Raw genomic sequence first — 17,302 nt, forward strand, 5'->3', positions numbered from 1 at the left:
TGCGTCGCGCCCCGCGGCGGGGTTGGCTGGGGGCACCGTTCCCCGTGACCAGGAGGTTGTCGTGCCCAGCACCGTCAAGGGTGTCATCGCCCGCAGGAAGGGGGCCGACGTCGAGGTCGTCGACGTCGTCGTGCCCGACCCGGGACCCGGTGAGGCGGTGGTCAAGGTCGAGGCGTGCGGCGTCTGCCACACCGACCTGCACTACCGCGAGGGCGGCATCAACGACGAGTTCCCCTTCCTCCTCGGGCACGAGGCCGCGGGCACCGTCGAGGCCGTGGGCGAGGGCGTCACCGACGTCGCACCGGGCGACTTCGTCGTGCTCAACTGGCGGGCGGTGTGCGGGCACTGCCGCGCGTGCGCCAAGGGGGAGCCGTGGTACTGCTTCAACACCCACAACGCCACGCAGAGGATGACGCTGGCCGAGGACGGCACGGAGCTGACGCCGGCCCTGGGCATCGGGGCCTTCGTGGAGAAGACCCTGGTCCACGCCGGGCAGTGCACGAAGGTGGACCGGGAGGCCTCGGCCGTGGCGGCCGGTCTCCTGGGCTGCGGCGTGATGGCCGGCTTCGGCGCGGCGGTCAACACCGGCAACGTCACCCGCGGCGACTCGGTCGCCGTCATCGGCTGCGGCGGGGTCGGTGACGCGGCGGTCGCCGGGGCCCGCCTGGCCGGGGCCACGACGATCATCGCCGTCGACATCGACGACCGGAAGCTGGAGGCGGCGCGGTCCTTCGGCGCCACCCACACCGTCAACTCCTCCGGCACCGACCCGGTGACCGCGATCCAGGAGCTCACCGGCGGCAACGGTGCCGACGTCGTCATCGACGCGGTGGGCCGTCCGGAGACCTACAAGCAGGCCTTCTACGCCCGGGACCTCGCCGGCACGGTCGTGCTCGTCGGCGTGCCCACGCCCGAGATGGAGATCACCCTGCCGCTGCTCGACGTCTTCGGCCGGGGCGGGGCGCTGAAGTCCAGCTGGTACGGCGACGCACTGCCCTCCCGCGACTTCCCGATGCTCATCGACCTCTACCGGCAGGGCCGGTTCAACCTGGACGACTTCGTCAGCGAGACGATCGGCCTGGGCGACGTCGAGGCCGCCTTCGAGAAGATGCACGCGGGTGAGGTGCTGCGCTCCGTCGTGATCGTCGACGACGCGGCCACCCCGACCACGGACGCCGACGGGACCAGCACGTCCACCACCGAGGAGGCCGGCGCATGAACGCGCGCATCGACCACGCCGTCACCACCGGGACCTTCAGCCTGGACGGGGGCACCTGGGAGGTCGACAACAACGTGTGGGTGATCGGCGACGACGAGGAGTGCATCGTCGTCGACGCCCCGCACGACGCGGACACGATCGTGGCCGCCGTCGCCGGCCGGACCGTGCGGGCCCTGCTGCTGACCCACGGTCACGACGACCACGTCGACGCCGCCCCCGAGGTGGCCCGCCGCACCGGCGCGACGACCTACCTGCACCCCGACGACCGGATGCTGTGGGACCGGGTCCACGACGTCTCCCCGGGCGGCGACCTGGCGGAGGGAATGGCCTTCGAGGTCGCCGGGGTGACGCTGCACGTGCTGCACACGCCGGGACACAGCCCCGGCGCGTGCTGCTTCCTCGTGCCCGAGATGGACGTCGTCTTCTCCGGCGACACCCTGTTCGAGGGCGGGCCGGGGGCGACCGGGCGCTCGTTCAGCGACTTCCCGACGATCGTGGACTCGATCACCCAGAAGCTGTTGACGCTGCCGGAGGAGACGGTCGTGCACACCGGGCACGGCGGCACGACGACGATCGGGGCGGAGAAGCCGCACCGCCAGGAGTGGCTCGACCGCGGCCACTGACCTCCTCGGACGGGGCCGGCGCGACGCCGGTCAGCCGCTGCTCGCGCCGCCGGCCGTGACCGCAACCACCATCACGGCCGTCGTGGCCTCCTCCACGGCCTTGGCCACGGCCTCCGGCGCCCACCGTCCCTTGGTGATCTCCTTGCCGCGGCGCTTGACCTCCCCGTTGGTCATCCCGGGTCGCATCTCCTTGGTCACCGCCTTGGGCAGGGCCTCGACGGCGTGCAGGAGCGAGATCAGCGCACCGGTTCGGGAGTCCGGTTCGCGGGCTCCCGTGATGACCTGGACGAGGTCCGCCAGGACGGCGTCCCGCGGGCCGGTGACGAGCGCCGGCCACCGGGTCGTCAGCTTCAGCCCGAGCGCCGTCACCGGCTCGGGGCGGACCAGCTCACGACGGACGAGGCTGTCGAGCAGGGGCTGCTGAAGCTTCTTGCCCACGCGGTCGAGCACGTCCTTGGGCTTCTTGCCCTCCCGCTCGGCGAAGCGGACCAGGGCCTCGTCGAGCACGGGCTCGCCGATCGCGCCGCCGTCGAGGATCCGCAGCCGCTTGCGGTCGTCGACGTTGAGCCGCTCCCGCAGGGCCAGCTCGGTGAGCAGGGCCCCGCCGAGGACGACGGTCCGGGAGCTGCCCAGCAGGCTGCGGCCCTCGGGGGAGGTCCCGACGAGAAGAAGTTCTTCGGCGATGAGCATGACCCCGACGTTAGGGGCCGGCCGGCCGGCTGCGCATCGGTCCCTCGTCGGAGGCGCGGCCGGGGCGCCTCATCCGGCGGGGGGAGGCGAGGAAGCCGTCTGCTCCCGGGCGTCGTGACCTGCGCGCTCGCGGACGGCCGGCCATAGACCGCGCCGGGCCGACCGCTCCCGCCGCCGGGCCTCCTCCGAGCAGACAAGGATGTGCACCGGATGCGCCGTCGAGAATCGTGCATCCGGTGCAGAGCCTTGTCCGGGCGTGGTCTTCTCATGGATGACAGCCGACCGGTCCGCGTGCCACGGCGTCCATGCCGGCGCCACCGGTGCCACGGGGTCCCGTGCGACCGGGCCGCTGCTCCACTCCGATCTCAGCCGATCGCGGACGACCGGGCCTCGGCGCGGGCGATCGCCTCGAGGAGGCGGCGGCGGACCAGGTGCGGGCGGGCCAGGTCGGCCCACCGGAGCCTGACCACCTCGTACCCGAGGGCACGAAGGCGGTCCTCCCGGTCCTTCTCGGCAAGGAGGGCCCCATGGCCGGTGTACTTCCCGGTCCCGTCGAACTCGACCAGAACGTCCCACCGGGCCAGCTTGAGGTCGACGATCCCCACCAGCTGGTCGCCGTCGTGGACCACGAACTGCGGGATGCACGGGCCGAGTCCGAGGACGTGGACCAGCCACCGGGTGCGGCTCTCGCCGGCGGACTCACCGCGGCCGTCGGCCAGGTCGACGACGAGTCGGACGGTCGGGGTGGCAGACCCGAAGCCTTCCTCGAGAGCCTCCGCGACCTCCTGTCCCACCTGGGCGGCGGCGGGGTTCTCCGGACGACCGTCACCCTCCTTGTCCTGCTCCTGCGCCGCATGCAGCACACCGTCGAGAGCCACCAGTCCGGCCTCAGCACCGTGGGTCGCTGCCACCTGCAGGGCTGCCATCGCCGGTGCCACCAGCACGAGGCCGTCGAGCTCCACCGTCCATCGGGCGTCCACGGGCCGGTGCACCCAGACGGTCCCGTCCCGCCGGCCTCGTCGGCCGTCGGTGCGGACCAGGTGGATGAGCCCGTCCTCCCCGAACCAGGGCAACCCGTGCACCATCAGCGCGCTCTCGTGGCTCAACGCGTGCGTCGTGCTGTCGCTCGCAGTCGCTGCGAGGCTCCGTCCTACGGCCCGGGCGACCAGTGCCTGTCTCTCCCACGGGGTGGAACCCGCGAGAGCGCTGGCGAGGACGAGCGCGTCGCGGCGCACCCGCACCAGCTCCCCCCGCCGCACCATGATCTCCACCGAACGGCGGGAGAAGCCGCCCCGTTGCAGCTCGCGACCGCTGGCCGCCCCGCCCTGCATCTGCAGCAGGCGGGTGATCTCCTCGTCCATGGGCCGAGTCTGCCGTTCCTGCGGCCGCCGGCTCCGAGCTCGTCCACAGGGTGGCCGGACGGGCCACCGTGCCGTGCCAGACCAGCCAGGACGACGAGCCGATGGGCCCTGCCAGCGAGCTGGCCCCACGACAGACAAGAGTATGCACCGCAGACAACGTTCTCGACGGCGCATCAGGTGCAGAGCCTTGTCTTCATCGTGAGGGGTGGGTGGTCGACGCGGGTGGCCCGCTGGGGAGGGTGGCCGGTTGGGTAGGGCCCGGCTGGAGAGTGACAGGGGCGGTGCCGTCGGCCGGCGCAGGGCGGCCCTGGGCCAGGAGGTCAGCGGGTGGGAGGCGCGCCGGTACCCTTGAGCGGGTGAGCCTGCACCTCTTCGACACCGCCACCCGGCAGCTGCGGCCGTTCGAGCCGCTCGAGCCCGGTCGGGTCGGTCTCTACATCTGCGGGCTCACGACCCAGGGCAGCCCGCACATCGGGCACGTGCGGTTCGCGGTGGCCTTCGACGTCCTCCGCCGGTGGCTCGAGCGCGGGCACGGCTACGAGGTCACGCTCGTGCGCAACGTCACCGACATCGACGACAAGATCCTCACCAAGGCGGCCGACGCCGGGCGCCCCTGGTGGGCCTGGTCCTACAAGCACGAGCGGGAGACCACCCGGGCGCTGGAGCTGCTAGGAGTCCTGCCACCGACCTACGAGCCGCGCGCCACCGGGCACATCACCGAGCAGCTCGAGCTGGTGCAGGCCCTGGTCGAGAGGGGGCACGCGTACGTCGCCGAGGACGGCAGCGGTGACGTCTACTTCGACGTGCGCTCCTGGCCCGACTACGGGTCGCTGACCCGGCAGCGGCTCGAGGACATGGAGCCCGCCGGCGACGCCGACCCCCGCGGCAAGCGCGACCCGCGCGACTTCGCGCTGTGGAAGGGGCACAAGCCCGGCGAGCCGCTGACGGCCTCGTGGCCGGCGCCCCACGGGCGCGGCCGCCCGGGCTGGCACCTGGAGTGCTCGGCGATGGCGCGCAAGTACCTCGGCGACGCCTTCGACATCCACGGCGGCGGCGTGGACCTTCGCTTCCCGCACCACGAGAACGAACAGGCCCAGTCCCGCGCCGCCGGCCTCGACTTCGCGAGCTACTGGCTGCACAACGCCTGGGTCACGGTCAAGGGCGCCAAGATGGGCAAGTCCCTCGGCAACGCCCTCGCCGTCACCGAGCTGACCAAGACCGTGCGCCCGCTCGTGCTGCGCCACTACCTCGGCGCCGCGCACTACCGGTCCACGATCGAGTACGGAGACGACAGCCTCGACGAGGCGCTCGCCGCGGTCGAACGGATCGAGGGGTATGTCGTGCGCGCCCGGGAGGTGCTGGGGTCGCCCCCCGAGGAGCTGCTCGAGGCCTCCCGAGCGCTGCCGGCGAAGGAGGCCTTCCCGGCCGACTTCCGGGCCGCCCTCGACGACGACCTCAACGTGCCGGAGGCGCTGGCTGTCGTGTTCGGCCTGGTGCGCGACGGCAACCGCGGCCTCGACGCCGCCGGTGCCGGGGGCGACGCGGATGCGGTGCGGCATACCCTCCTGCAGCTGCTGGCGATGCTCGACGTGCTCGGCACCAACCCGCTCGACCCCTCCTGGGGAGGCGGGGCCGCGGGGGACGACCGCGGCGCCGAGGTGCTGGCCGCGCTGGTGCAGGAGCGGCTCGACGCCCGCGCCCGGGCCCGGGCCGAGAAGGACTTCGCGACCGCGGACGCCATCCGCGACCACCTGACCGCGCTCGGCGTGGTCATCGAGGACACCCCGGCCGGCGCCCGCTGGTCGCTGCGCTGAACGAAGGACGAGAACACCATGGCCGGCAACCAGCAGCGCCGCAACGCGCGCACGAGCAACAAGAAGGGCATGGTCGTCGGCTCCGGCGGTCAGCGCCGCAAGCAGCTCCAGGGCCGCGGACCGACCCCCAAGGCCGAGGAGCGGGTGGGTCACGTGGCCTCGCGCCGCGCCGGGGCCACGTCGGGCACCAGGAGCGCCGGCCGGGGCGGACCCCGCCGGGCGGGACCGGGCCGGGGAGGCGCGACCGAGATCGTCGTGGGCCGCAACAGCGTGCTGGAGGCGCTGCGCACGCACGTGCCCGCGAGCACCCTGTATGTCGGGTCGCGGATGGAGAGCGACGACCGGGTCAAGGAGAGCATCACGCTGGCGACCGAGCGCGGGATCGCCGTCCTCGAGGCGCCGCGCACCGAGATGGACCGGCTCACCGACGGGGCGGTCCACCAGGGGCTCGCGCTGCAGGTGCCGCCGTACGAGTACGCCCACCCGGAGGACCTGCTGGACGCCGAGCTGCCCGGGACGCCGCTCATCGTCGCCCTCGACGGGATCACCGACCCCCGCAACCTGGGCGCCGTCGTGCGCTCGGTCGGGGCGTTCGGCGGCCACGGGGTCGTCGTGCCGGCCCGGCGCTCCGCCGGGATGACCGCGGCCGCCTGGAAGACCTCGGCCGGGGCCGCCGCCCGGGTCCGCGTGGCCCAGGCGACCAACCTGACGCGGGCGCTGGAGGACTACCGCAAGGCCGGGTTCTTCGTCGTCGGCCTGGACGGCGAGGGCGATGTCGAGCTGCCCGGTCTTGAGCTGGCCGACCAGCCGCTGGTCGTGGTCGTCGGCTCCGAGGGCAAGGGCCTCTCGCGGCTCGTGCGCGAGACATGCGACCAGATCGTCTCCATCCCGATCGCCGCGGTCACCGAGTCGCTCAACGCCGGCATCGCCACGGCCGTCGCGCTCTACGAGATCACCCGCTCGCGCCGGCTGCGGTAGGGCGGAGGGCCTCGGTCCCTCAGTCCTCCAGCTGGGCCCGGATGGGGATCTCCTGGGTGTCCACGCCGACGACGGCCACCTCGTCCGGCCGCGACGGCAGCACCGTCTCCAGGTAGTCGCGCACGGCGTCCTCGATCGGGGTGTCGTGGCCGGCCTGCTCGGAGAGGTACCAGCGGTGCTCGAGGATCTCGTGGAAGAACTCCGCCGGCTCCAGCTTCGAGCGCAGCTCGCGGGGCACCGAGCGGATGACCGGCTCGTAGATCCGTGAGAGCCACTCGTGGGCGACCATGTCCTCGTCCTCCTCGCTCTGCCGGTCGGTCGCGGCACGGTAGGAGTCGAGGTCGTTGAGCAGGCGCCGGGCCTGGTTCTCCTCCACGTCCAGGCCGGTCAGGTGCATCAGCCGCCGGGAGTGGTGGCCGGCGTCGACCACCTTGGGCTGCAGCCGGATGTGGGTGCCGTCGACGTCGGTGCTCATCTCCAGCTCGTCGACGTCGAAGCCGAGGTTGTTGAGCCGCCGGATCCGCTCGTCCACCCTCCAACGGTCGCCGCGCTCGAAGCGCTCCTCCCCGGTCAGCTCGTTCCACAGCAGGTCGTAGCGGTGCATGATGAGGTTGGCGATCTCGATCGGGTCCTCGCCCTCGTCCAGCTGGCCGCCGGCCTCCAGGTCCATCAGCTCCCCGGCGATGTTGCCGTGGGCGATGAACAGGTCGTGCTCGCGCTGGCCGTGCGACAGCGTCGGGTGCAGCTCGGCGGTCTCGGCGTCGACGAGGTAGGCGGCGTACTCCCCGGCGTCGCGGCGGAAGAGGGTGTTGGACAGCGACACGTCCCCCCAGAAGCACCCGGACAGGTGCAGCCGCACCAGCAGCACGGCCAGCGCGTCCAGCGTGCGCCGCGCGGTGTCGGGCCGCAGCCGCTGGGAGAAGACGGCCCGGTAGGGCAGCGAGAACTTCAGGTGGCGGGTGATCAGGCAGGCGTCCAGCGGGTTGCCCTCGGCGTCCAGCCGCCCGGACACCACGCCCAGCGGCTCCACGGCCGGCTGGTCCAGCCGCCGCAGGTTGCGCAGGGTCTGGAACTCGCGCCGGGCGAGCGGCTCGCTGATCTCCTTGACCGCCATCACCTTCCCCGACAGCCGCACGAAGCGCACGACGTGGCGCGAGATGCCCCGGGGGAGCGCGGCCAGGTGCTGCTCGGGCCAGTCCTCCAGGGGCACCTCCCACGGCAGGTCCAGCAGGGCCGGATCCGGCGCGATGGCGGTGATGTCGAGGGCCATGGGACGAGGGTATGCCCCTCGGCGCGCACGAGGGCCGGGCGGCTCGCGCCGCCCGGCCCACGTCATACCCTCCGGTGCGGTCGCTGCACCGGGAGCGCGGTCACTGCGTGAGGCGCTCCCCGGTCTCCGTGTGGAAGAGGTGCAGGTGGTCGCCCTTGGGCTGGAAGTGGACGATCTCACCCTTCTTCGGCGGCGTGCGGCCGTCGACCCGGGCGATGAACGGCTTGTCGTTGATGCCGGCACCGGGCAGCTCGCCGTAGATGTAGGCGTCCGCGCCGAGCTCCTCGACCACGTCCACCTCGATCGGCAGGCCGCGGCCGGAGTCGGAGATGGTCAGGTCCTCCGGGCGCACGCCCAGCACGACGTCGCTGCCGGCCCGCGAGAGGATGTCGCGGTCCACCGGGTGCACGTAGTCGCCCAGCTTGACGCCGCCGTCGGCGACCGGGACGGTCATGAGGTTCATCGCGGGGGAGCCGATGAAGCCGGCCACGAAGACGTTGTTCGGGTGGTCGTACATGTGCCGGGGGGCGTCCACCTGCTGGAGGATGCCGTCCTTGAGCACCGCCACCCGGTCGCCCATCGTCATGGCCTCGACCTGGTCGTGGGTGACGTAGACGGTGGTGACGCCCAGGCGCCGCTGCAGCGAGGCGATCTGGGTGCGGGTCTGCACGCGCAGCTTGGCGTCCAGGTTCGACAGCGGCTCGTCCATGAGGAAGACCTGCGGCTGGCGCACGATGGCCCGGCCCATGGCCACGCGCTGACGCTGGCCACCGGAGAGGGCCTTGGGCTTGCGCTCGAGGTAGTCGGTCAGGTCGAGGATCTTGGCGGCCTCCTCGACGCGCTCGCGGATCTCGGCCTTGGGCTTGCCGGCGATCTTCAGGGCGAAGCCCATGTTGTCGGCCACCGTCATGTGCGGGTAGAGCGCGTAGTTCTGGAACACCATCGCCACGTCGCGGTCCTTGGGCGGCATGTGGGTGACGTCGCGGTCGCCGATGAGGATGCGACCGCCGTTCACCTCCTCCAGGCCGGCCAGCATGCGGAGGGAGGTCGACTTGCCGCAGCCCGAGGGGCCCACGAGGACGAGGAACTCACCGTCGGCGATCTCGATGTTGAGCTTGTCCACCGAGGGGGAGTCGGCCCCCGGGTAGATGCGGGTGGCCTCGTCGAACGTCACTGTTGCCATCTGTATGCCTTTCCTTCACCGGCAGGTACGTGCCGGACGATCCGTCGTAAAGGAACCCGTCCGCGGGTGCGGGCGGGCGTCGTGCGGTGTCTTCGGGAACGGCGCGGGAACGACGGACGACAAGGTATGGCGTGCCCGGCGCCGTTGCCGGTGACGGTCCTCACGCTAGCACGGGGCCGGACGCCGCGCTGCAAGATTTTGCAGAACTTTCGCAGCGACCCCATACTGAGGTCGTACGTCGCGGCTCGGTCTCCCCGGGTCGTCGTGTACCGGCGTCGTGGCCGTCCTGAGCGCCACGGGCCTGGGAACACCACAGTTCGAAGGAGAACCATGAAGCGCACCACCGGAGCGGTCGCCATCGCCAGCGCGGCGGCCCTGCTGCTGTCCGCCTGCGGCGGCGACACCGCCGACACCGCCGACGAGCCCACCACCGCCGCCGAGGAGACCGCCGAGGACGACGCGGCCGCCGAGGACGACACCGAGACCGAGGACGCCGCCGCCGGTGACGACGCCGCCGCCACCTCCGAGGCTGCACCCCCGGCCGCCAGCGACGGGACGAGCCTGGTCATCTGGGCCGACGACCTGCGCGCCGCCGCGCTCGAGGACGTCGCCGCCACCTTCGAGGAGGAGACCGGCGTGCCGGTGACCCTCCAGGTGGTCGCCAACGAGAACCTGCGCGAGCAGTTCAAGGACTCCGTCGGCGCCGGCGCCGGTCCGGACATCGCGGTCGGCGCGCACGACTGGCTGGGCGAACTCGTCCAGAACAACGTCGTCGCCCCCGTCCAGCTGTCCTCCGACCTGGCCGGCCAGTTCACCCCCGAGTCGGTCGAGGCCTTCACCTACGAGGGCCAGGTCTACGGCGTGCCCTACTCCGTGGAGTCGCTCGCCCTCATCCGCAACACCGCCCTGGCCCCCGAGGAGCCCGAATCGATGGAGGCGCTCGTGGAGACCGGCAAGCAGCTGGTCGCCGACGGCGAGGCCGAGCTCGTCATGGCCCAGGAGCTGGGCCAGGAGGGTAACGCCTACAGCATGTACCCCTACCTGGCAGCCTACGGCGGCGGCATCTTCCCGCTGCTGGAGGAGGGTGGCTTCGACTCCACCCAGGTCATCATCGACTCCCCGGAAACCGTCCAGGGCGGCGAGAAGATCGCCTGGCTGGGGCAGGAGGAGGCGCTGAGCGTCAACATCGACCCCTCCAACGCCATCCCGCAGTTCGTCGAGGAGAACACCGCGTTCCTCGTCTCCGGCCCGTGGGCGGTCCAGCAGGTCGTCGACGCCGGCATCGAGTACGAGATCACCTCGATCCCCGACTTCGAGGACGGCGGCGAGACCACCCCGTTCCTGGGCGTCCAGGGCTTCTACGTCTCCGCCGAGTCGCAGAACCCGCAGATCGCGCAGACCTTCGTCCAGGAGTACGTCAGCCGCGCCGACGTGCAGGTCTCGCTCTACGAGGCGGGCGACCGCCCGCCGGCCCTGGTCGAGGCCTACGACCAGGTCTCCGAGGGCAACACCGACATCGAGGCCTGGGGCGCCGCCGCCGAGGGTGGCACGCCGATGCCGAACATCCCGCAGATGAACGCCGTCTGGGGCCCGCTGGGCAAGGCGACCGCCGACATCGTCAGCGGCAACGACCCGGCCGAGCGTCTGGGCACCGCGCAGTCCGAGGTCGAGGCCGCGCTCTGACGCAGGCCTGATCCCGCCACGGCGGGTGGGTGCCTCCGGGAGGCACCCACCCGCACCGGCGAGGCGTGGTATGCCGTGCGTGCGCACCCCTCGGGGCGCGCCCGCACGGCATACCTCCCCCTCCGGTCCTTCACGAGGAGACATCGATGTCCCAGACCGTCGCCGACCCTCCACGGTCGTCCGGCCCGCCCTCGGGCCCCCTGTCCGACGAGGTGGCGCACACCCCCGTGTGGGTGCACGCCGCCCGGTGGGGCCTGATCCTGCTGACCGTGGTCATCCTGGGCTACGCGGCCCAGCAGGCCGTCGAGGCCGGTGCCTGGCTCATCGTCATCGCCGTGGCGTTCATCGCCATGTCCGTGCTGGTCGTCTACTCGACCCGGCGGTTCATCCCGCTGAAGTACCTGCTGCCGGGTCTGGTCCTGCTCCTGCTGTTCCAGATGTGGCCGATCATGTACACCGCGGCCACGGCGTTCACCAACTACGGCGACGGCCACACCCTCTCCAAGGAGGAGGCGGTCTCGGCGATCCAGGCGCAGTCGGTGCGCCAGGACCCCGACGCCCCGCGCTACGGGATGTCGGTCGCCGTGCCGGAGGACGAGCCGATCGAGACCGGTGAGCTGTCGCTGCTCCTCACCGTGCCGCCGGCCGAGGACGCCGGCGAGCTGGAGGAGGGGGCCGAGGAGGGTGCCGGGGGCGCCGAGCTCGGGGAGAACGTGACCGCCGAGGGCTACCAGCTCTTCGTCGGCACCGAGGAGGGGCTGGAGCCGCTGGCCGCCGAGGGGGTCGAGGTCCGGGGCAACGGGACGATCGGCGCGGCGCCGGGCTACCGGGTGCTCAACCTCCTGGAGGCCAACCAGCGCGCGCAGGAGGTGCAGGCTTTCGCGGTCCCGGTCGGGGAGGAGGGGGCCGCGGTCAAGCCGGCCACCACGTCACAGGCGTTCGTGGGCCAGCCCACGATCTCCTACGACGAGGAGAACGACGTGATGGTCACCGCCGAGGGGGAGCGCTACGTGGCGCAGGACGGCAACTTCGTCCCCGAGGACGGCCAGGGGCCGGTGCTCCCGGCCGGGTGGACCGAGAACGTCGGCTTCGACAACTTCGCGACGATCTTCACCGACCCGACCTTCCGCGGCGGGTTCCTGAAGATCTTCCTGTGGAACCTGGCCTTCCCGCTGCTCAGCGTGGCCAGCACGTTCGTCCTCGGGATGCTCCTGGCCCTGCTGTTCAACGACCCGCGGCTGAAGGGCAAGGGCGTCTACCGCTCGCTGCTGATCCTGCCCTACGCCCTGCCGATCTTCGTGACCGGCCTGGTGTGGGCGGCGATGTTCAACCAGCAGTTCGGCCTCATCAACGAGGTGACCGGGCTGAACATCAACTGGCTCGGTGATCCGTGGGCGGCCCGGGCGGCCCTGCTCATCACCAACCTGTGGCTGGGCTTCCCCTACATGTTCCTCATCTGCACCGGGGCGCTGCAGTCGATCCCCAACGACGTCAAGGAGGCGGCGGCGGTGGACGGTGCCGGGCCCGTGCGCACGCTGGTGTCGGTGACGATGCCGCTGCTGCTCGTGGCGGTCGGACCGCTGCTGGTGGCCAGCTTCGCCTTCAACTTCAACAACTTCACGCTGATCTACCTGGTGACGCGGGGCGGACCCTTCGACGCGGGCAACAGCCTGGTCGGCAACACCGACCTGCTCATCAACTTCGCCTACCGGCTGGCGCTGGAGTCCGGCCAGCCGAACATCGGTCTGGCCTCCGCGGTGAGCATCGTCATCTTCATGCTCGTCGGTGCCATCAGCTACGTCGGGTTCCGCCAGTCCGCGGCCCTGGAAGAGGTGAACTGACATGACTCAGCCCACGGCCAAGACCCCCGCCGCCGACGCCAACGCTCCCGCGCCGGTGCCCGAGAGCAAGCGGGCCGCCGCGAGCACCGTCTCCAGGCCCCGGACGGGGGTCTGGTGGCGGCACGCGCTGGCCCTCGTCGCCCTCGTCTGGGCGCTGTTCCCGGTGATGTTCATCCTGTCGGCGGCACTGAACCCGGCGGGGACGCTGAGTGCCTCCTCGCCCCTGCCCCAGCACTTCTCGGGCAAGAACTTCTCCGACCTGTTCGCCTCGACGACCTTCCCGTTCTGGACCTGGTTCCGCAACAGTCTTCTGGTGGCGGGCCTGGGCACGGTCTTCCAGGTCTTCATCGGCGCGGCCGCGGCCTACGCCTTCTCCCGCCTGCGCTGGTCCGGCCGCCGCCCGGGCCTGATGGGTCTGCTCCTGGCCCAGATGTTCCCGGCGCTGCTGGCCTTCCCGGCGCTCTACATCATGTTCCTGCGGATCGGCGAGGTCCTGCCCGCCATCGGCCTGAACACCCTGTGGGGACTGCTGCTGGTCTACCTGGGAGGGGCGATGGGGGCCAACGTGTGGCTGCTCAAGGGCTACTTCGACACCATCCCCAAAGAGATGGACGAGGCCGCCAAGATGGACGGGGCCAGCCACGCCCGGATCTTCTTCACGATGACCCTGCGCCTGGTGGCCCCGATCCTGGCGACGGTCGGGATCCTGGCCTTCGTCATGCTGTGGGGCGAGTTCCTCCTGGCCAGCATCTTCCTGCTCGACCAGGACCAGCGCACCCTCGGCGTCGGGCTGTACTCGCTCAACGCGGCCGACCGCAACCGCTACTTCGGCATGTTCAGCGCCGGTGCGCTCCTGGCCTCCATCCCCCGGTGCTGGTCTACCTGTCCTTGCAGAAGCAGCTCATCGGCGGGCTGACCTCCGGCGCCGTGAAGTGACGAGCACGCCCACACCTCCTGCGCGCCGGGGGGAGGGTGAGCCGGGCGGTGCCCGCGGCCGCCTGGCCGACCTCGCCTCCTACGCCGGGGTCAGCGAGGCCACCGTCAGCAGGGTGCTCAACGACAAGCCCGGCGTGGCCGCCGGCACCCGGCAGGCCGTGCTCACGGCGCTGGACGTGCTCGGCTACGAGCGCCCGAGCAAGCTGAGGCGCAACAGCGCCGGCCTCATCGGCCTCGTCGTGCCCGAGCTGACCAACCCGGTCTTCCCGCTCTTCGCCCAGAACATCGAGACCTTCCTCGCCGCCGCCGGCTACACCCCGGTGCTGTGCACCCAGACCCCGGGAGGGGTCCACGAGGACGAGTACGTCCAGATGCTGCTCGACCGCGGCGTCTCCGGCATCGTCTTCGTCAGCGGCTACCACGCCGACTCCCGGGCGGGGACAGAGCGCTACACCCGGCTGCGCGAGCGCGGCCTGCCGATCGCGCTCATCAACGGCTACCGCGAGGGGATCGACGCGACCTTCATCAGCCACGACGACCGGGTGACGATGCAGCTGGCGGTGCGGCACCTGCGCGAGCTGGGCCACTCGCGGATCGGTTTCGCCACCGGGCCGGCGCGCTACGTCCCGGTCCAGCGTCGGGTCGAGGGGTTCCTGGAGGCGATGGCCGGGGTGGAGGGCGTGCAGCCCGAGGAGATGGTCCGCACCACCTTCTTCTCGGTGGAGGGCGGCGCCGCCGCGACCCGTCAGCTCGTGGACGCGGGCGCGACCGCGGTCGTGGCCGGTTCCGACGTCATGGCGCTGGGCGTGCTGCGGGCGGCCCGCCAGCTCGGCCTGCGCGTCCCGGAGGACCTCTCGGTCGTCGGCGGCGACGACGTGCCGTTCATGTCCTTCGTCGACCCGCCGCTGACCACGGTGCGCATGGACGTCCCCGGCATGGCCGAGGCCGCCGTGAGCACGGTCCTGGAGGAGATCGCCGGGGAGAGGGTGGAGCACCGGGAGTACCTCTTCGAGCCCGAGCTCATCCTGCGCCGCTCGACCGCCGGCGCCCCGACCCCGACCTGACGCTCCGGCCGGGCGTCCGGCCTCCCGAGTCGTCCGGCGTCACCCGTCGTCCGGCGTGTCGTGCACCGTGTCGCTTCCGCTGCGGCGTGTCGCGGGTCATAGCCCGGTTTCTGCAACACGTGATCTGCACCGGTGCGCGACACGCCGACGAACGGCAGCCAGGGTGGAAGGACCGTCGGTCGCGGTCAACCCATCGGTCGCGGTCAACCCGCCGGTCACGGTCAACCCGCCGGTCGTGGTCAGCCCGCCGGCCGGTGCTCCCGCCGGGCGTCGAGCAGCGCCCGGAGCACCTCGACGAGGGAGGGCTCGTCGGGGACCCGGAACTGTGCGCCCGTCTCCCCGTCGCCCACCCGCACGGTGAGCCGTCGCGCGGCCCGGTCCTGGTCGGGGTCGTCGGCCAGCGCGGCGAATCCCTGCTCGTCGGTGAGGTCGTCACCGGCGTAGAAGACCCCGTCCACGCCCAGCTCCTGCGCCAGGTCGACGAGCGCCACGCCCTTGCCGACGTGGGCGACGGCCAGCTCGACCACCTCCTTGCCGGGGGTGACCACCAGCGAGGTATGCCGTTCGCCGAGGGCGTGCGCGGACTCCAGGGCGGCGGCGCCCACCTCCGGATCGAGGCCCCGGGTGTGCAGCACCCGTCCGGCCGGCTTGTCCTCGACGCGGGTGCCGGGATGACGCTCGACGACGGCGCGCAGGTCGGCGTCGAGGGTCGCGAGCAGGTCCCGCTGCTCATCGTCCAGCGCCAGCCCGTCGGGCCGCCGCGAGTCCTCCACGCCGTGGCTGCCCACGAGCAGGAGCGGCTCGGTGGCTCCGGACAGCTCCCGCAGCGGGGCGAGCGCACGCCCGGAGACGAGGGCGACCGTCGTGCCGGGGAGGTCGGCGATCGCGGCGAGCGTCTCCATACCCCCCTCGACGGGGCGGGACCGCAGGGGATCGGTGACGAGCGGCGCCAGCGCCCCGTCGAAGTCGGTGGCGACGAGGACGGTGGGCAGCGCGGCGAAGCGGCGGACCGCCGCGGTCAGCTCGGGCGGCTGGGCCATGAGGTCTCCTGGTCGGACGGTCAGCGGCGGGGCCGCGGGCGGGGGCGGTCGGGAGCGACCGCGAGGGCGGCGAGGAACTCCTCGGCCCAGGTCTGCACGTCGTGGCGGCGCACCCGGCGGCGCAGTGCCGCCATCCGCCGGGTCTTCTCTCCGGGGTCGTCCCGGATCGCCCGCAGGATCGTCTCCTTCAGGCCCTCGATGTCGTGCGGGTTGCACAGGTAGGCCGCCCGCAGCTCCTCGGCCGCCCCGGTGAACTCGGAGAGGACCAGGGCACCGTGGCCGTCGTGGCGGGCGGTGACGTACTCCTTGGCGACGAGGTTCATGCCGTCCCGCAGAGGGGTCACGAGCATGACGTCGGCGACCTGGAAGAGCGCAGCCATCTCCTCGCGCGGGTAGGACTGGTGCAGGTAGTGCACCGCGGTGTCGCCCAGGTGGGAGAAGTCGCCGTTGATCCGGCCCACGGTCGCCTCGATCTGCTCGCGCAGCGTCCGGTAGGCCTCCACCCGCTCGCGGCTGGGGGTGGCCACCTGGACGAAGATGACGTCCGGCGGGGCGATGTCGCCGTCGGCGTAGAGCTCCTCGATCGCGCGCAGGCGGTGGCGGATCCCCTTGGTGTAGTCGAGCCGGTCGACCCCGAGCAGGACGACCTCGGGGTCCCCGAGCGAGGCGCGGATCTCCCGGGCACGCTCGCGGACCTCGGGGGAGTCGGCCAGCCGCTGGAACCCGGTCGCGTCGATGGAGATCGGCACGGCCGCGGCGCGCACGGTCCGGGCACCGGCACCGGTGCGCTCGTCGTCGGTGCCGGCCCAGCGGACCTGGTCGCCGGCGGCCCGGGCGCCGAGCACCGCCCGGCAGGCCCGTCGGAAGTTGCGGGCGTCGTCGGCGCGCTGGAAGCCGAGGAAGTCGGCGCCGAGCAGGCCGCGCAGGATCGAGGCCCGCCACGGCAGCTGGGCGAACAGCTCGACCGGGGGGAAGGGGATGTGGTCGAACCACCCGATCCTGACGTCGGGGCGCCGGTCGCGGATCATCGCCGGGACGAGCTGGAGCTGGTAGTCGTGCACCCACACGGTCGCGCCCTCGGCGGCCACCTCGCAGACGGCCTCGGCGAAGCGCTCGTTCACCCGGCGGTAGCAGTGCCACCAGGAGCGGTGGAAGGTCGGCGGGACGATGACGTCGTGGTAGAGCGGCCACAGGGTGTCGTTGGAGAACCCCTCGTAGTGGTCGGCGACCTCCTCGGCCGACAGGGACACCGGGACCAGACGCAGCGGCCCGTCGTCGAAGGGCTCGGGGGCCTCGCCGGGGAAGCCGGCCCAGCCGACCCAGGCGCCCTCCCGGTCGTGCATGACCGACTCCATGGCGGTCACGAGGCCACCGGGGCTGGTCTGCCAGGTCGTCGTGCCGTCGGGCTCGACGTGCCGGTCCACCGGCAACCGGTTGGCCGCCACGACGAAGTCGTAGGTGCCGTTCGTGCCGCCCGTGGACGAAACCATCTGACCTCCTTGCTCGTTGACCTCGTCGACCCTCCGGTGACCAACCCTAGTGAGCGCCTCCGGAGCCCGCCCGTCGGACCCGCACGCCGGGTCGCCCGAGGAGGAGACCG

Annotated in this window: 14 protein-coding genes; 8 read left to right on the forward strand and 6 right to left on the reverse strand. The window is 72.2% G+C overall.

The annotated features are described in order from the left end of the window. The first annotated feature begins 61 nt into the window (after nt 1-61). Together ACWHYA_RS07640 and ACWHYA_RS07645 are read left to right on the forward strand one after the other, a co-directional pair. Nucleotides 62-1,219, forward strand: coding sequence for an S-(hydroxymethyl)mycothiol dehydrogenase (locus ACWHYA_RS07640; protein WP_425943244.1), 1,158 nt, complete (start codon nt 62-64; stop codon nt 1,217-1,219). Beyond that, complete coding sequence (locus tag ACWHYA_RS07645) at nt 1,216-1,842, forward strand: MBL fold metallo-hydrolase (RefSeq protein ID WP_425943243.1); 627 nt, start codon at nt 1,216-1,218, stop codon at nt 1,840-1,842. Before ACWHYA_RS07640 ends, ACWHYA_RS07645 begins: the two co-directional genes overlap by 4 nt. A gap of 30 nt (nt 1,843-1,872) precedes the next feature. Here the strand turns inward: ACWHYA_RS07645 and ACWHYA_RS07650 are convergent, their stop codons facing one another. Further along, the gene (locus tag ACWHYA_RS07650) at nt 1,873-2,532 is read right to left on the reverse strand and encodes a GOLPH3/VPS74 family protein (protein WP_425943242.1); all 660 of its coding nucleotides are present in this window, start codon (nt 2,530-2,532) and stop codon (nt 1,873-1,875) included. A 365-nt stretch (nt 2,533-2,897) separates the two neighbouring features. Further along, nucleotides 2,898-3,893 carry a hypothetical protein gene (locus tag ACWHYA_RS07655; protein ID WP_425943241.1) on the reverse strand — a complete coding sequence of 332 codons (996 nt, stop codon included), beginning with the start codon at nt 3,891-3,893 and terminating at the stop codon, nt 2,898-2,900. 356 nt (nt 3,894-4,249) lie between these two features. On the opposite strand from ACWHYA_RS07655, the gene cysS reads away from it, so the two are divergent. After that, nucleotides 4,250-5,707 (forward strand): cysteine--tRNA ligase, encoded by a 1,458-nt coding sequence (gene cysS / locus ACWHYA_RS07660; protein ID WP_425943240.1) that lies wholly within the window; start codon nt 4,250-4,252, stop codon nt 5,705-5,707. Between the two features lie 18 nt (nt 5,708-5,725). Next, complete coding sequence (rlmB, locus tag ACWHYA_RS07665) at nt 5,726-6,685, forward strand: 23S rRNA (guanosine(2251)-2'-O)-methyltransferase RlmB (RefSeq protein ID WP_425943239.1); 960 nt, start codon at nt 5,726-5,728, stop codon at nt 6,683-6,685. Between the two features lie 19 nt (nt 6,686-6,704). On the opposite strand, the gene ACWHYA_RS07670 is transcribed toward rlmB, so the two are convergent. Together ACWHYA_RS07670 and ACWHYA_RS07675 are read right to left on the reverse strand one after the other, a co-directional pair. Further along, the gene (locus ACWHYA_RS07670; protein WP_425943238.1) at nt 6,705-7,955 is read right to left on the reverse strand and encodes a DUF4032 domain-containing protein; all 1,251 of its coding nucleotides are present in this window, start codon (nt 7,953-7,955) and stop codon (nt 6,705-6,707) included. Nucleotides 7,956-8,055: 100 nt separating this feature from the next. Beyond that, nucleotides 8,056-9,138, reverse strand: coding sequence for an ABC transporter ATP-binding protein (locus tag ACWHYA_RS07675; protein WP_425943237.1), 1,083 nt, complete (start codon nt 9,136-9,138; stop codon nt 8,056-8,058). A gap of 330 nt (nt 9,139-9,468) precedes the next feature. On the opposite strand from ACWHYA_RS07675, the gene ACWHYA_RS07680 reads away from it, so the two are divergent. The 4 genes from ACWHYA_RS07680 (at nt 9,469) to ACWHYA_RS07695 (ending at nt 14,662) form a co-directional block, all read left to right on the forward strand. After that, entirely contained in the window at nt 9,469-10,821 is a 1,353-nt protein-coding gene (locus ACWHYA_RS07680) for a sugar ABC transporter substrate-binding protein (protein WP_425943236.1), read from the forward strand. 146 nt (nt 10,822-10,967) lie between these two features. Next, nucleotides 10,968-12,662 (forward strand): ABC transporter permease subunit, encoded by a 1,695-nt coding sequence (locus ACWHYA_RS07685; protein WP_425943235.1) that lies wholly within the window; start codon nt 10,968-10,970, stop codon nt 12,660-12,662. Nucleotide 12,663: 1 nt separating this feature from the next. Further along, nucleotides 12,664-13,578 carry a sugar ABC transporter permease gene (locus tag ACWHYA_RS07690; protein ID WP_448095589.1) on the forward strand — a complete coding sequence of 305 codons (915 nt, stop codon included), beginning with the start codon at nt 12,664-12,666 and terminating at the stop codon, nt 13,576-13,578. Nucleotides 13,579-13,594: 16 nt separating this feature from the next. Then, complete coding sequence (locus tag ACWHYA_RS07695) at nt 13,595-14,662, forward strand: LacI family DNA-binding transcriptional regulator (protein ID WP_425943233.1); 1,068 nt, start codon at nt 13,595-13,597, stop codon at nt 14,660-14,662. A 239-nt stretch (nt 14,663-14,901) separates the two neighbouring features. Here ACWHYA_RS07695 and otsB read toward each other — a convergent pair whose 3' ends face one another. Both otsB and ACWHYA_RS07705 read right to left on the reverse strand, forming a co-directional pair. Beyond that, entirely contained in the window at nt 14,902-15,702 is an 801-nt protein-coding gene (otsB, locus tag ACWHYA_RS07700; protein WP_425943232.1) for a trehalose-phosphatase, read from the reverse strand. 20 nt (nt 15,703-15,722) lie between these two features. Beyond that, nucleotides 15,723-17,192 (reverse strand): alpha,alpha-trehalose-phosphate synthase (UDP-forming), encoded by a 1,470-nt coding sequence (locus ACWHYA_RS07705; protein WP_425943231.1) that lies wholly within the window; start codon nt 17,190-17,192, stop codon nt 15,723-15,725. Between the last annotated feature and the right edge of the window lie 110 nt (nt 17,193-17,302).

Source organism: Ornithinimicrobium carbonis, from assembly GCF_977012275.1.

Coding starts and splice junctions, on each gene's coding strand:
- ACWHYA_RS07670 (WP_425943238.1), bottom strand. CDS start 7,955: ATGGCCCTCGACATCACCGCCATCGCGCCGGATCCGGCCCTGCTGGAC.
- ACWHYA_RS07680 (WP_425943236.1), top strand. CDS start 9,469: ATGAAGCGCACCACCGGAGCGGTCGCCATCGCCAGCGCGGCGGCCCTG.
- ACWHYA_RS07690 (WP_448095589.1), top strand. CDS start 12,664: ATGACTCAGCCCACGGCCAAGACCCCCGCCGCCGACGCCAACGCTCCC.
- ACWHYA_RS07645 (WP_425943243.1), top strand. CDS start 1,216: ATGAACGCGCGCATCGACCACGCCGTCACCACCGGGACCTTCAGCCTG.
- ACWHYA_RS07650 (WP_425943242.1), bottom strand. CDS start 2,532: ATGCTCATCGCCGAAGAACTTCTTCTCGTCGGGACCTCCCCCGAGGGC.
- ACWHYA_RS07655 (WP_425943241.1), bottom strand. CDS start 3,893: ATGGACGAGGAGATCACCCGCCTGCTGCAGATGCAGGGCGGGGCGGCC.
- ACWHYA_RS07705 (WP_425943231.1), bottom strand. CDS start 17,192: ATGGTTTCGTCCACGGGCGGCACGAACGGCACCTACGACTTCGTCGTG.
- ACWHYA_RS07675 (WP_425943237.1), bottom strand. CDS start 9,138: ATGGCAACAGTGACGTTCGACGAGGCCACCCGCATCTACCCGGGGGCC.
- ACWHYA_RS07685 (WP_425943235.1), top strand. CDS start 10,968: ATGTCCCAGACCGTCGCCGACCCTCCACGGTCGTCCGGCCCGCCCTCG.
- otsB (WP_425943232.1), bottom strand. CDS start 15,702: ATGGCCCAGCCGCCCGAGCTGACCGCGGCGGTCCGCCGCTTCGCCGCG.
- rlmB (WP_425943239.1), top strand. CDS start 5,726: ATGGCCGGCAACCAGCAGCGCCGCAACGCGCGCACGAGCAACAAGAAG.